Consider the following 14,533-nt stretch of genomic DNA (forward strand, 5'->3'; position numbering starts at 1 on the left):
CACCTTCTCTGGCCCCGGTTGAGTGCCTGATCGTCACGAATGTTGGCCCCGGCCCTGGGTAGTGGTGCCGCTGGCTGGGTGGGATGGCGTGTCGTCGCGAATGTTGGCCCCACCCCGGTTCGGATCTTCATGTCGATGTCGTCGTCGTGGAGGTCTTCAGGTGGGATCACGAGTGGAGTTGTTCGAGCAGATCCGTCGTGATCGGCGGCTAGAGGAGATGTCGATCCGCGAACTCGCGGATCGACACGGGGTGCACCGCCGCACGGTGCGCCAAGCGCTCGCGTCATCGGTGCCGCCACCGCGACAGACGTACCCGGCGCGGGCACGGCCGGCGATCGATCCGTGGCGGGAGGTCATCGACGGGTGGCTGATCGGCGACCAGGCGGTCCATAGGAAGCAGCGGCACACCGCTCGACGTGTCTGGCAGCGGCTCGTGGCCGAGCACGGCGCGAGCGTGTCGGAGGTGACCGTCTCGCGCTACGTGGGCCTACGCAGGGTCGAGCTGGGGATCGTGGATCAGGAGGTGTTCGTCGCCCAGGAGCATCCGCCCGGCGCTGAGGCCGAGGTCGACTTCGGTGAGTTCCAGATCGTGCTGGACGGGGTCGTGGTGAAGGTGTGGATGTTCGTGATGCGCCTGTCCTGTAGCGGGAAGGCGTTCCACGTTGCCTACGGCAACCAGGCCCAAGAAGCATTCCTCGAAGGACACACGGCGGCGTTCGAGCACTTCGGTGGCGTGCCGGGCCGGATCCGCTACGACAACCTCAAGCCCGCGGTGACCCGAGTGCTGAAGGGCAGGGACCGCGAGGAGTCCGAGCGGTTCATCGCGTTGCGGTCCCACTACGGGTTCGACTCGTTCTTCTGCATTCCCGGCAAACAGGGCGCACACGAGAAGGGTGGTGTGGAAGGCGAGATCGGCCGGTTCCGCCGCCGCCATCTGGTCCCGCCACCGAAGATCGCGACGCTGGTCGAACTCGCCGCTCTGGTCGCAGCCGGCGATGTCACTGATGACGACCGGGTCATCACCGGCCGCACGAGCACAGTCGGTGCCGCGTTCGCCACCGAGCAGCCGACCTTGATGCCGCCACCGGACGAGGCGTTCGATCCGCGGGTGATCGAGTCGCGTCGCGTGGATCAGCGGGCCCGGGTGTCGATCCGCCAGTGCCACTACTCGGTGCCCGCCCGCTACGCGGGCCGACGCTTGAGCGTCCGGTTAGGCGCGGCCATGGTCGAGGTCCTCGACGCAGGCAAGGTCGTCGCGACCCACACCCGCGCCATCGGCCGGTATGTCCAGGTCCTCACCCTGGATCACTATTTGGAAGTCCTCGCGCGCAAGCCCGGCGCTTTCCCCGGCGCCACGGTGCTGGCCCAGGCCAAAGCGGCCGGCAGTTTCACCACCGCCCACCAGGGCTACTGGGATGCAGCCCGCGCTGCGCGTGGCGATGGCGACGGGACTCGGATGTTGATCGAGGTCTTGCTGGCCCACCGGACCCTGCCCGCAGCGGCGTTAGTGGTCGCGATGGACGCCGCCGTCACGAGCGGGGCACTGGACCCGCAGGTGGTGATCATCGAGGCCCGCCGGGCCGCCACGGCGCAGGTCGCACTGGTGGTGCCGATCAGCGCCTTGGCCCGCTACGACCGGCCAGCCCCGACCCTGAGCAGCTACGACGATCTCCTCACCACCGCGACAGCAAGGACCGCGCCATGACAACCAAGACCAGCACCGACACCGCAGCCCAGGCTTCGATCAACGCCGCGGCCCGCGAACTGCACCTGCCCACGGTGCGCGCCGAAGCCGAACGGCTGGCCGAGATCGCTGCCCGGGAGCGCCAGACCCACCGCGGCTACCTCGCCGAGGTGCTCGCCGCCGAGGTCGACGACCGGACCGAACGCCGCCGTACCCGACGGATCAACGAGGCTAAGTTCCCGCGGATCAAGCGCCTGGCCGAGTTCAACATCGACGCCGTCCCGTCGATCACACCAGCCACCCTGGGACACCTGGCCGCCGGGAACTACCTCGACGCCGGCGAACCTGTCGTGATGCTCGGTGACTCCGGGACCGGGAAGACACACCTGCTCATCGGACTCGGACTGGCCGCCTGCGAGCAAGGGCGTCGGGTCCGCTACGTGACCACCGCGCACCTGGTCAACGAACTCGTCGAAGCCGCCGACGAACGTGTCCTGTCCCGCGTCGTCGCCCGCTACGGAAGGCTCGACCTGCTCTGCCTGGACGAACTCGGCTACGTCCAGATCGACCCCCGTGGCGCCGAGCTGCTGTTCCAGATCATCACCGAACGCGAGGAACGCGCAAGCATCGCGATCGCGACCAACCTGCCCTTCAGCGAGTGGGGAGCAGTGTTCCCCGACCCACGGCTCGTCGCCGCCATCGTCGACCGGGTCACCTTCAACGCCCACATCCTCGAGACAGGCACCCAGTCCTACCGACTACGCACCAGCAAGAACACCCGCCGCCGCGCCAACTGACACAAGGGGGGCCAACATTCACGCCGCCAGCCGGGGCCAGAGATCTTGACGAAACGCAGAGGTCGGTTCGGCGCGACATCGGCACCCCACTGAGGGCCTCCGCCGGGTCCGGGAGGGTGGTGGTGGTGAGGTTGCTGTTCGCGTCATAGTCGCGGTGGACGTAGCTTCGGGTCTCGCCCGTCGCGGTCGGAAGGCTGGTACGGGTGAGTCTTCCGATGGGGTCGTAGGTGTAGTCGGTGACAAACTGGGTGAAGGTTTGCTTGTCGGTAGAGGCGTCCCAGCCGCGCGGCGAGACGACGCGGGCAAGGTTGCCTGCTGCGTCGTAGCTCATCAGCGTCGTGACGTTGCGGGTGGCAGTGAGTGGTTCGACGGTCTTGGTGGCCAGGCCGCGTGGGTCGTAGTTGGTGGTGGTGGTCCGGTTGTCTGGGTCGGTCAGAGTCTCGGTGTTGCCGTCGTCGTCGTAGGTGCGGCTGGTCCGGTGCCCTAGCGGGTCGGTGGTGGCGGTGGTCCGGTGGGCGTCGTCGTAGTCCACTGTCGTGGTGTGTGATGGCGGGGTGGCGCAGTTGACGTCGGCGATGTTGGCGTTCGGAGCAGTCACCGAGACGAGGTCGCCGGCCAGGTCGTAGCAGTAATGGGTGCGCTGGACGACGGCCGGCGTCACGCTTGTGTTGTGCTGGGTTTCACGGGTGACTCGGTCGAGTAGGTCGTAGTCGTAGAGCACCGTCCGGTCGAGCGGGTCGGCTGTCGTTCGGACGCCCTCCGGCGACGTCGTCGACGTCAGCCTCCCGGCGGTGTCGTAGGTGTTGAGCGATGTCTCGTTGTCGGGGTTGGTGACGCTCTTCATCCGATCCATCGCGTCGAACGTCGCGGTGGTGAGCGGCCCGGCGACGAACTGGTAGCCGTACTCGGCGTCGCGGTTCACGGTCGGGTTGTCATTGGCGTCGTAGTCCGTTGCGGTCCACACCAACGACGCATTGGTGCTCGTGGACTTGGGGGCGCTGGTGCGTCGGAGCCGGCCGAACTCGTCGTAGTACGCGTACTGACGGTAGGACTGCGGGTCCCCGCCCGACGCGGCTGCGTGACGCGGGTCCTGGCTCCAGGTCGGGTTGCCGTCGGCGTCGTAGCCGAACTTGGCCACGAATCCGGCAGCGTCGGTGACCTGGGTGGGCAGCCCGTTGGCGTCATAGACCTGGTACTGGGTGGTGTTGTTGCGTTGATCAGTGCTGGTGGCCACAGTGCCATCTGATCGGTAGGTGTGGGTGGTGGTGTAGCGAGGATCCCCTGCCGGTTGAGACCCAGGGGGCTCGGTGACGCTGTTGAGGTTCCCGGCGGTGTCGTAGCCGAAGTCCCAGCGGAAGTCGTCGGTTGGTGTGCTGGTCTTGGTGCCGCGGGGGCTGGTCTTGGTCGCCAACCGACTCAGGTGCGCGATGGTGCGGCCGGCACGCCACGTCGAGCTGGTGTCGACGCCGTCTACGGGGAGGTTCTGGTAGGTCAAGGTGGTGCGGTTGCGGAGCTGGTCCCACGTCTCGGTGAGGTAGCCGTTGGCGTTGTAGGCGTACTCGGTGAACACACCGGTGGGTTCGGTGATCTTGGTGAGGAGCCGATCGGAGTTCCACGCCAGCGCTGTGGTCTGGTTCAACGGGTTCGTGATCGCCGTGACTTGTCCGGAGGTGTCATAGCCGTAGCGCATCGCCCGGCTCAGCGGGGCGGTTGAGGTGGTGGTGCGTGCGGTCAGGTCGTAGCTGTAGCTGGTGGTCTCGTCGGCTCGGTTGGTTCGCGACGCGAGCTTCCACCGGAGCTGCCCCGAAGTCGGCCCGTAGTAGGTGAACCGGGTCTCGCGGTTCAGGGGGTCGGCGACGCTGAAGAGTCGCGTCGACTGGTTCGGTGTTTTGGCGTTCGGGTTGACGCGGTCGGTGGCCGAAGCGATGGCCGGCCCGGAACCGTCTGAGGTGGTGTAGGTGAAGGTCCACGAGCGGTCCTGGGCGCTGAACCCGCCGGCGGCCGTGTTGGTGCCCCCTCGTTGAGTGATCCGGCGCAGGTTCCCGTCGTCGTAGTAGTCGAACGCCAAAACACTGTTGTTGTGGTCGGTGATGGTCTTGATCTTGCCGCGGACCTGTGCCTTGGGAGAGTCGTCCTTGGAGTAGTAGGCGATCTTGAAGGACCGGTCAGGTGCGGGCGTGGCGTCCAGACCGGCGGCGTCGGTGACGGCGGTGACGCGGCGCTTGACGTTACCTGGGTCCTGCCCGGCTGGGATGTCCTCCATGGTGAACTTCAGCTGGTTGCCGTTCTGGTCCTTGATGAACGTGGGGAAGCCGGACGCGTCGTAGAAGAACGTCACGTTGTCGGGGCGGGTGAGGGCCCACGTCCGCGTGGTGTCTGTCGTGGAGAACTTGCGGAGATAGAGGTGCACGCCGGCCGGTTCGTCCCATCCGCCTGCTGCGTTGCGGGTGAACCGGTGGGTGGTGCCGTCACCGTCGGTGAACTCGATGTAGGCCTTGGTGTTGCCGACGATCTCGTCTGCCTTGTTGGGGTGGATGTCCAACGGGACGCCGAACCGGGTCAGGCTCGAGATCGCGAGCGAGAAATTGTTCCCGACCGGTGAGTCGGAGTGGTCTTCGAGGCTGTTGTAGGTCAGGCCGAGCACGGTGGCGAGTCCGCGACCAGGCGATGCCCACGGGGTCCAGTTGATGAGGCTGTTGCCGGACGAGACATTGGTCAGTGCCTCCATGCCTGCGCCGACTGGTTCGGCTTCGTACTGGTAGAACTCCTCCAGCCCGAGCGCGGCAGCCTGGATCGCCTTGTTGACGATCACGGGGTTGTCCAGCGGCGCCAAGCCCGCGGCGGAGAAGTACTTGCCGGTCGAGCGCTGGTACAGGTCGACGCGCAGGACGTGTTGGGCCCGGTCGACACCGGCGTCGAGGGTCGGCGGCCTGACAACGACGGTCGCGACACCTGACCTGTCCTTGCGAATGTCAGCGCCGAACGTTGCATCCGGCCCCGTGGAAACGACGACGCCGTCCATGGTCACCCACCGATACCGCGCGACGATGTCGGAGGCGGACCAGGTCCCGGTGGAGCTGTTGGCTGCGGTGACCTGCAACCCGTAGGTGGGTTGGGCTGTTCCGCCGGCGGGGTCATAGACCATGGTGGACGGCACCGCTGTAGACGTCACGGTCCCCTTGTAGAGGGTCCCCGCCGTGTTCGCGACGGTCACCGGGCGCGCGGCCGAGACCGTGACCTGCTGGTCGCCGTCCCACGCGCGGGCCGTGACCTCGTGTGACCCGTCATAGAAGGGTGCGGCCGGGTCGAGTGTGTTCCATGCGACCGAGTAGGGGGCGGTGGTGTCGGCGGCGCCGACCTGGGTGCCGTCGACGAAGAACTCGACACGATCGACGGCGACATCGTCACCGGCGTTCGCCGAGATGGTGACCGTGCCGGTGACTGTGGCAGACGCCGCCGGTGCGGTCAGGCTGACGGTGGGTGCCGCGCTGTTGCGGACCGTGACCGACGCGGGTGCCGAGGTCGTGGTGTTCCCGGCGTCGTCGGTCGCGACCAGCCGCAGCTCGCGGGACCCGTTGGCAACGCTCGCCGAGTTCCAGTTCCATGCGAACGGCGCCGTCGTGTCGGTGGAGACGACAGTGTTGTCGACCTTGAGCTGCACCGACTCCACGCGGCGGTCATCGGCGGCCGAGGCAGTCACTGCCACCGTCCCGGACACGATGTCGCCGGCGGCAGGAGCCACGATCGACGCGGACGGCCCCTGGGCGTGCGACCCATCCGCATAAGAGACAGCCAGTCGAGGTCGGAGCGAGGGCGAAACGGTCATGTCGTCGGAGTGGTAGGAGACCCGACTCTCGGCCCCCAGGGTCTCGGTGCGGGTCTTGATGGCCATGCCGAAGTTCGGTGAGGACCCGTTCGCCCAGCCCTGAACCAGGTCGCGGATCCCGAAGTCGTCACGACCTCCTGCGCTGGGGACCTTCGAGGCCGCGGGCTCGGTGGCGATGTCGCCGCCTTGGGTGGACCAGGGTGTCGTGCCGTCGCTGACGTACCAGGTGGCGCCGTTGTCGGTGCATTGAGCGGTGTTGCCTGCCCCGCCGGTTCCTTCGTGCCATGCACGAGTCACTCGGTGGACATCCACGGTGCCTGCTCCCGTGTTGTACTGCTGGAAGAGTGACAGCGTGGCGTCACCGATGGCTGCGCCTTGGGGGATGTCTGACAGGTCGAACGTCAGCAGCGAACGCCACACTGAGTTCTGCGAGCCGGAGACCATGGTTCCGGCCAACAGGCCATCGGCGGCTCCATAGTTTGCACAGTTGGTGATGCCGGGAAAGTACGAGATCTGGGTCCCTTGCCCCTGCGCCGCGTCCGGTTGCAACACCTTGCTGGCGAACCCATCCGCCGGCAACGTCACCGTCTGCGGGTTCGAAACGCTGCTGTTGGCCACGACCTTGTAGACGAACGTGCGGTTCGGTGCTGCTGTCGTGTCGCGGAAACCGGTCCGGTCGATGTCACGGATGGTCGCCAAGAGCGTCGATGAGGACGGGCTGAACCCCGCCGTGGCGCCCCGGTGCACCTCGTAACGATCGAAAGCTGCACCACTGACGCTGGTGAACCGGCTCCACGCCAGGTCCGCCCCATCACTGTGCAGGGTCTCGGGAACGCGGAGATCCACCGCGTCGCTGAGATAGGTCACCTCGAGTTTCGGCATGAACGACGGTTCGCTGGACCGCCGACCCGGCGGCACCGGACCACCCGAACCGAGGGTCTCGTTCAGCTTCTTGACCAGGAACCCATAGTTCGGACTGCCACCGCGGAGCCAGGCATCCACCTCCGGTGTGACGTCCCACTTCATCCACTGCGGCCAAGTCGTGCCCAGCAGACTGAAAGACGCGGCAGGAGCGGCAGTAAAACCGAGCTGGCTCGTGGTCGAACTCGTCGACCACGCACTCGTCATCGTGTGGACGTCGATCTGACGTGCCGTGGAGTCGTTGTGACAGATGGTGGCGGCGACCATGCATGTGCTGTTGTAGTGCAATCCCAGCTCAGCGTTCGTCACCGTTGCGTCCGAGGGGACGCCGGCGAGGTCGAACAACAACGCAGACCGCCAGACGGTCCCGTTATCGGCTCCGATGTAGAGCCCGTCGCTGAGGAAGGACCCACCCCCGACCCCGAAGGTGGCGTCCTCACTCGTCGGTTGCACAGTAAGCGTGGGGTCGATCTGGATCGGGAACGAGCGTTCCGGTGACTGCAGCCACGCCGCATCCACATCCATGTCAACGGCGAAGCCCCGCCCCACCTCACTCACCTTCATCGAGACCGGCTCACGTGACGGCTCGCCGGCCAGCCGATCCGTCGATCCCTCCACGACGTAGGGCGGCTCCATGACGAACAACGGCTCGGCAGCACCCTGCTCAGTGAACGCCCAGCTCCCATCGCTCAACTCCTGCACCGAAACCTGGCCGCCCTGACCGCGCGCCTGGTCGATGAGGAACCGATAACGAACCGGTGCCCGAGCATCCTCAAGGACGATGGTCTCCTTCACCCCCGTCGGCGTCACGTCATAGCGCATCGAGGCTCCAGGGAAAGCACTGCGGTACTCGATCACCGTGCCACCAGCCACCGCCGCCTCCGCCGACGTATCGGGTGCCTCCCCAGCACCGGCACCGGCAGGGTCGGGCGCCGAGCTCGGTTCTTCGTCGGGCACCTCGCTGTCAGCCGTCGGGGACTCAGACGCTTCGGAAGTCACCGGCGCCTCGTCGCTCACCGAGTCCTGGGCAGCATCGCTCTCCGCGGGGGCCGATGGCGACGAGGAACTCGCCTTCGATGGCGCTGTCTCGGTCGCTGCCTGGGAACCCGCCGCGGGTCGCTTGGCCTGCCCAGTGGCGGCAACCGCCGCCGCGCCCAGGGCGGTGAACGAGAACACCTTGCCCTCGACGGAGAATCGCAGATACTCCGGATCCAGAGTCTTCTTGAACTCGGCGCCAAACGAGTTGGCCTCGTTGCGCCACGCGTAGCCATCCGCCTCGGCAGGGACAAGCTCAGGCGAAATCGCTTTCCACTTCCCCGCTTCCTCATAGTGCACCGGCGAGGGGTACAAGACGGTCGTCTGTGAGCCATCCGTGTTCTCGAACGTCCGCGTCGTGGCAGTCCGCCTTCCCGGCAGCTCCACCCGCTCCCCCACGGCAGCGGTTTGCCTCACCGTCTCGCCGACCGAGCCCGCGACGGCAGCCTCCGAAGGCAAGATCGGAACCGTTCCCGCCGCGAGAACCACGGCAAGAAGGCCGGGCACCAGCGAGTAAACGACTGCATTTTGAATACGCACAACGCCCCCGAGAACATGAGATCCGTCCGGCGCTGTGTCACTTCAACGCAAAGTGAGCCGTGGATACTCCGCCACATTTACTCGTTCTATCGCTCGGGAGTCAATAGCAGAAGACAACTGGTACTCGGACGTTCCACCCATCGGGTGGGATTCCAGACACGACGCGAGTCAGGAAGGTCGAGGATGATATCCCTGCCCTCGATCACCAGCACCTCGACAAGGCAGGGCTGTCGCCCGGTCCGCCAAAGGTCACCGGAACGACTGTGGACGAGTCCACGCGAACGAACCCCGGCGCCAGGTCGGCGCCGGGGATCTGTCCGCGTGGGTTGGGAACCGTCAGTGGTAGGTGTAGGAGATGGTGATCTTGGGTCGGCCTGAAATGCCAGCCGTAGCACTGCTGGAGACCCACCTGGACCGGCGTGTCAGCTCCACCGACAAAGGTTCTCGGAAGGCTGCCCCGGCTGGGCCCCACCGCCGGGGCCGGGTCGCCAGCACCCGGGTGAGCAACCGGGTCGGTGAGGACGATCTCGTCGGTGATGGGTGGGCGGTCCTCCTCCCATGGACTACGAACGCAACCGACACTTGTGGAAGCAGTACGTCATCGATGCGGCGGGAATCAACCTGCTCACCGACTAACACCTCGACCACGCACACGACCTCAGCGGCTGGACGATCGAAGAAGTCGCCCCGAGACGCTTCCTCGTCTCGGCCCGCGACCTCGAGCCATGGTTCGAGCCCGTTTCGCCGGACGAGGCGACGATCAGGCGAGCCCGAGCCGATTTCGGTGGCATGATTCTGGACTGGAGAGCAATTCTCGCCCACCCAGGCCCGTACACCCTCACCGATCCGGACATCGTGGGACGGATGGCGAGGAGCCCCTATTAGTGCTCCGCGTGATGGGGGTCTGCGTAGAATTTCGTTGACCTGGGGCGCTTTCGACGTTGTCGAACTTTTCGGCCACGTCTCGTCAAGCCGTCCTCGCTGTTTCTCGTGCATCGCACTCGATTCGTGCATCGCACTCGATGTGGTCGCCTGAACCAGATCCTTTCCCATCGGGGCACTGACGTAGGGCAGCCGGTCAGCGTTGGCCGCCCATCCCATGCCGGCGCGGCTGGTGTGACACCAACACCCCACCTCGGATAAGCGCCGCAGAAGGCGTGGAAGGGGACGCCTCCCGCCATGTTTGGGCCCCCGCTGTGTTCCTCGGCTCTTCAGTCGTCCGTCAACCACTGGCTGGTAAAGAGGTCTGTGGTGGGTCAGTCCTCTTCGAAGAAGAGCCCGACGGGTGCGGGTGTGGTGGGGATGGTGCGGTCGCGGTTGGTGTCGTGGCCCTTGGTGATGGTGCAGCCTTTGAAGGGGCCTTGGGGGTCGGTCAGTGCGCCGAGGTGGTAGTCGAGGTGGTCGCGTAGCCAGGTCGTGATCCCGAGTGCGGGGTCGAGTCGGAGTGACTCGAACGCCCGGTGGAGGGCGTCCAGGCGCACCACGGCGCCGGGGTGGCGCCACCAGTCGGGGCACCAGATGCGGGCGGAGCCGGTGACGTCGACCCAGCAGGTGGTGGCCAGGAACTCGTCGACGAAGGAGTCGACGGTGCGGAACCTGCGGGGCGGGGTGTCGTCCCCGGTGCCGGCGATCGACCCATCGGCGGTGAGTCTTGCAGAAGCACCCCGCAGAGTCGATCTTGAGTTGCCGTCTTGACATTGAATCCAAGAAACAACATCATGTTATTCGATAAGGAGTTGCCGACCTGCGGCAACGTGGAATTGGGGGATCATGCGTAAGCAGCGAGCCTTTCGGATCGCAAGCGTGGCAGCTCTCGCGGCGTGGGTGGGCACAGTCTTGGTTGCTGCTCTCGTCGGCACGAGCGGGGCCATCGGGCTACTGGGATGGGGCGACTACCGCTACGAGTTCGAGGTGCCTGTTCCGGGCCTGGCTCTCGAACTGGGGTTCCAGCCGTCCTGGGGAGTTGTGCAGGTGGGGACCGTCTGCGATGAGGTCAACCTTCGACAGCCCGCTGATGACTGCTACAACATCGTGCTACACCAGGGCGAGCAACAGTTGGACGGGGACGTGTGGGTGGCTGGTGATGTCAGGGCGGATGACGCCGAGATCTCTGGCCGGCTCTTCTTGGACGCCTCGCCTGGCTGGAATTCCCTGATGGCATCCCTGTACGGCATGCAGGTGTTGTCCCTGTTGATCCTGGCTTTCCTGTTGGCCCAGTTGTGGCTGCTGTTGCGAGCCGCCGCCCGGGGGCAGGGCTTCTCCGAGCACGCGGTCTTCCGTCTTCGCATCCTTGGCTGGACGATGGTCGCCTGGGAGTTCGTGGAGCCCCTGCTGTGGCTCTTCTTCAGCCCCAAGGCCAATGACTACGTCGCTGGAGCGACCGGACCTTGGCCACTCTTGCAGTTCAGTTCGATGGAACCAGGTGGCCCCGGCTTGGTTGTCATTGCATTCGGACTCCTGCTGGTCCTGTTGGCCGAGCTCTTCCGCTACGGCGCCGAGCTCGCCGACGAACAACAACTGACAGTCTGATGGCCATTCAAATCCGGCTCGACCACATGTTGCTCGAGCGCAAAACCACCCTGACGGAACTGGCCCAGCGGGTGGGGATCACAGTGTCCAACCTGTCCATCTTGAAGACGGGGAAGGCCAAGGCTATCCGGCTCTCGACGCTCGACGCGATCTGTCGCGAGTTGGACTGCCAGCCCGGGGACATCATCGTGCGGGTGGATGACGACGAGTAGCCCGGAGGTCCCTGGGTTCCATTTCGGGGTGACAGTGGCCCTGTGCAAGATCTTGCACAGGGCCACTGTCACATTCCGCTCTAGCAGCAAGTCGCGTGGCTGACTCACGCGGATGAGTTCTCCGCTACTGGGTCCTCATGGTGAGGTCACCGAAGTCCGTGGTGTCCTCGGTCTCGCCAACGAACTTTGAATAAGTCACCTGCCTGCCGCCGATGAGGTCGTCGTCGTTGGACATCGAAATGCCGAACGAGACCCCGTTGTACCCGAGGGTGAAGTCGGCGCTGCCGGAGTCGTCCTCCCACCAGTAGAACCGAACGTCATCCCTGGTGCATCCCAAGGATGTGTTCGGCCAGATCTGGTCGCCATCCATCTCCAGATACGGGAACTGGTCCACGAACCACACGCCGTCACTCTTGGCGGTCATGAAGATCTCGGCCATGCCCAGCGCCCATGGCTCGTTGTCGTTGTACAGGCGGACGTAGTTCAGGCGTACGCCAACGCACGAGGCTGCTGCTACTCGGAGCTGCTTCGGTGTGAACGCCCGGGTTGCCGGCGCTGCCGACCGGTCGTGTGCGGCCGTCTCGTCGGGACCGATCACGAGGACGGGCTGGGTAGGCGCGTTCCACGCGTCCAGCTCGTACCCCCGACCCTCGTCGTCATACGCAGTGACCGTCTTGAGGTCCATGTCGTCGATGCCCTCAGGCACGTAAGCGACCAGCGGCACCACATCGGTCGACTTCCATGACGCGAACTTCACCGGCACCGAGACCTGCACAGGCGGAAGGCTCTCGGTGAGCTGGTCGACAGCAGTCTGCGCCGCGGCATCCGATGTCTCTTCCGTCTCGCTGTAGGCCTCGGCCAGATCCTCAGAGATGCTCGAGGACGCAGACAGCGAGTCCAAGGTGACGGCCTTGTCAGGCGTGCCCCTCGTGGTGATCCGGGCTCGGATTTGCTGACGCAGAGCCTGATCCGTGATCGCATGGGCGAGAAGCTGCGCCACTGAATCAAGAGACTCGTTGGCGGCCTTGATATTTGCGGGGACAGCTGGCTGAGCGCCGCCGTTCGCCTTGGAGTTATTCGGTTGCACTGCAACAGCGCTGCCACTGGCAGTTAGCGCAAGAACCACGCTGCCCGCAGCGAGGCACCTTGTAAATCTACCTAGCATACTTCCCCCTGTTTGCGATTGACCACCCTTTAATAGGCGGACATGGCAAGGTCTTTTGAACGCAAGTTCGTGAATAAGACCCCGGACCGTCAATGACATGTCAGGAGAATTAGTAGCGGTGCGGACCGGGGCGTGTCAATGGTGTAACCACCCATGATGGTGGCTTTCAAAGTGCTTGCCGCGGGCCTCGGCCTGCCGGCACCACTTCCTCACCGTCTCCGGGGTCCCGACCCCCAACAGCGTGGCGACCTGAGTCATCGCCGCCCACTCCGACTCATAGCGACCATCCGGAACGCGCGCTCACGCAGCTCGACCGGGTACCTCTTCGACGTACTCCCTGACATGACTCCATCCTTCCCAAGGACTGGAGTCTCCGGACTCGCCGAGGCGGTTCATTGTGTTCCGCCCAGCCCCAGCAGCTCGGGTTGGAGAGGTCTGTGGCTCAGTCTTCTTCGAGGAAGAGGGGTCTGCTGCACGAATAGGTGACAACCAATCTGTGGTGCTGTGAAGTGCCGCTGGAAGGATGTTCACCATGCCGAAGCCCTATCCCCGAGAGTTCCGTGAGGACGTGGTCCGGGTCGCCCGCAACCGCGAGCCCGGGACGTTGTTGAAGCAGATCGCCGCCGACTTCGGCATCAGTGAGTCGTGCCTGGCCAACTGGATCAAGACCGCCGACGTCCAGGACGGTGTCAAGCCCGGCGTGACCGGCAGCGAGCACGCTGAGAACCGCGAGTTGAAGAAGCGGCTCCGGCTCCTGGAGCAGGAGAACGAGGTCCTGCGTCGAGCCGCGGCGTATCTCTCGCAGGCGAACCTGCCGGGAAAATGATGTACCCGCTCGTCCGCGAACTGGCCGCCAAGGACGCCCCGATCCGGGTGCCCGTGACGGTGACGTGCCGGGTGCTCAAGCTGGCCCGCCAGCCTTACTACCGGTGGCTGGCTCAGCCGGTCACCGACGCCGAGCTCGAGGAGGCCTACCGGGCCAACGCCTTGTTCGACGCCCACCGTGACGACCCGGAGTACGGCTACCGACTCCTGGCCGACGAAGCCGGTGATGTCGGTGAGCTGATGGCCTACCGCACCGCGTGGCGGATCTGTTCCGACAACGGCTGGTGGAGCGTGTTCGGGAAGAAGAAGGGCAAGAAGTCCAAGCCCGGCACGCCCGCCCACGACGACCTCGTCAAGCGCAACTTCACCGCTGAGGAGCCCAATCAGCTCTGGCTGACCGACATCGAGCGCCACGAGGCGCTGTTGAACCGTGCGGTGGTGAAAGGACACCGCCTCCGGTCCGTCGTAGCGGGCCGGGTGAAGCTGAGGGCAGCCTGACCCCCGGGACGGGGGTGAGGGTGGAAGCAGCCCTGACAACGACGGGACGGGCCAGTACTGCCAGATGGCCTGGGTCCGGCTAGCAAGACGGGAAGGCGTACGTGAGGAACCAACGGCTGAACGCCCCTCAAGAGAGCCACCAGCTCGAACCTGGCGGATCTGGGCTGGATAGCAGCGCGCACCCCGATCACGACACCGCCGAGCGCGGTGTCGGTGTGATGGTCGGGGGAACTTCTGGACTGGGTGATGTCGCCGGTCGGGAGGCCACGGTGAAGGTCTGCGGCGTAGCCGTGGCGATGCTGCAGGGGCATAGTTGGGCGCCGACCCCGTCGAACGGTTCGACAGTGAACGTGGGAACCATCTCGGCGGTCCCCTCCCCGGCCAGCATCCTGCTGGTCGTCGGGAAGGCCCGTCGCCGGCCGATGCTGCCGAGGTGGGGCGGAGGACCCGTAGTAGTCCGAGGCCGGGAAAGCCGGTCACATGGCGAAGGGGTCCAGCGTG

The 14,533-nt window shown here is 65.5% G+C and carries 9 protein-coding genes and 1 pseudogene; 6 read left to right on the forward strand and 4 right to left on the reverse strand.

From position 1 onward, the window contains the following. Positions 1-160: 160 nt before the first annotated feature. Together istA and istB are read left to right on the forward strand one after the other, a co-directional pair. The gene (gene istA / locus H4Q84_RS12575; protein ID WP_248579443.1) at positions 161-1,705 is read left to right on the forward strand and encodes an IS21 family transposase; all 1,545 of its coding nucleotides are present in this window, start codon (positions 161-163) and stop codon (positions 1,703-1,705) included. Then, positions 1,702-2,481, forward strand: coding sequence for an IS21-like element helper ATPase IstB (gene istB, locus H4Q84_RS12580; protein WP_248579444.1), 780 nt, complete (start codon positions 1,702-1,704; stop codon positions 2,479-2,481). The genes istA and istB overlap by 4 nt, the downstream gene beginning before the upstream one ends. Here istB and H4Q84_RS12585 read toward each other — a convergent pair. Next, positions 2,402-8,563: a DNRLRE domain-containing protein gene (locus H4Q84_RS12585; RefSeq protein WP_248579445.1), complete on the reverse strand. Its 6,162-nt coding sequence runs from the start codon at positions 8,561-8,563 to the stop codon at positions 2,402-2,404. The genes istB and H4Q84_RS12585 overlap by 80 nt on opposite strands. 1,496 nt (positions 8,564-10,059) lie before the next feature. After that, complete coding sequence (locus H4Q84_RS12590; RefSeq protein WP_349238426.1) at positions 10,060-10,506, reverse strand: DUF4913 domain-containing protein; 447 nt, start codon at positions 10,504-10,506, stop codon at positions 10,060-10,062. Between the two features lie 100 nt (positions 10,507-10,606). Here H4Q84_RS12590 and H4Q84_RS12595 point away from each other — a divergent pair, with 100 nt between their 5' ends. Next, positions 10,607-11,332: a DUF2975 domain-containing protein gene (locus H4Q84_RS12595; RefSeq protein ID WP_248579446.1), complete on the forward strand. Its 726-nt coding sequence runs from the start codon at positions 10,607-10,609 to the stop codon at positions 11,330-11,332. Positions 11,333-11,358: 26 nt separating this feature from the next. Then, the gene (locus tag H4Q84_RS12600; RefSeq protein WP_248579447.1) at positions 11,359-11,544 is read left to right on the forward strand and encodes a helix-turn-helix transcriptional regulator; all 186 of its coding nucleotides are present in this window, start codon (positions 11,359-11,361) and stop codon (positions 11,542-11,544) included. A 124-nt stretch (positions 11,545-11,668) separates the two neighbouring features. On the opposite strand, the gene H4Q84_RS12605 is transcribed toward H4Q84_RS12600, so the two are convergent. Both H4Q84_RS12605 and H4Q84_RS12610 read right to left on the reverse strand, forming a co-directional pair. After that, the gene (locus tag H4Q84_RS12605) at positions 11,669-12,670 is read right to left on the reverse strand and encodes a DUF3103 family protein (RefSeq protein ID WP_248579448.1); all 1,002 of its coding nucleotides are present in this window, start codon (positions 12,668-12,670) and stop codon (positions 11,669-11,671) included. Positions 12,671-12,895: 225 nt separating this feature from the next. Continuing rightward, a pseudogene (locus tag H4Q84_RS12610) lies at positions 12,896-13,053 on the reverse strand (IS3 family transposase); the annotation flags it as partial. 188 nt (positions 13,054-13,241) lie between these two features. Between H4Q84_RS12610 and H4Q84_RS12615 the strand changes: the two are divergent. Then, positions 13,242-13,535 (forward strand): transposase, encoded by a 294-nt coding sequence (locus H4Q84_RS12615; RefSeq protein ID WP_248579449.1) that lies wholly within the window; start codon positions 13,242-13,244, stop codon positions 13,533-13,535. Further along, positions 13,532-14,032: a hypothetical protein gene (locus tag H4Q84_RS12620; RefSeq protein ID WP_248579450.1), complete on the forward strand. Its 501-nt coding sequence runs from the start codon at positions 13,532-13,534 to the stop codon at positions 14,030-14,032. The genes H4Q84_RS12615 and H4Q84_RS12620 overlap by 4 nt, the downstream gene beginning before the upstream one ends. The last annotated feature ends 501 nt before the right edge of the window (positions 14,033-14,533 follow it).

The organism is Nocardioides sp. InS609-2, assembly GCF_023208195.1.
Lineage (GTDB): Bacteria > Actinomycetota > Actinomycetes > Propionibacteriales > Nocardioidaceae > Nocardioides.

Bases quoted from the DNA above. Each gene is read 5' to 3' on its own strand.
- istB (WP_248579444.1), top strand. From the start codon at position 1,702: ATGACAACCAAGACCAGCACCGACACCGCAGCCCAGGCTTCGATCAAC.
- H4Q84_RS12600 (WP_248579447.1), top strand. From the start codon at position 11,359: ATGTTGCTCGAGCGCAAAACCACCCTGACGGAACTGGCCCAGCGGGTG.
- H4Q84_RS12615 (WP_248579449.1), top strand. From the start codon at position 13,242: ATGCCGAAGCCCTATCCCCGAGAGTTCCGTGAGGACGTGGTCCGGGTC.
- H4Q84_RS12620 (WP_248579450.1), top strand. From the start codon at position 13,532: ATGATGTACCCGCTCGTCCGCGAACTGGCCGCCAAGGACGCCCCGATC.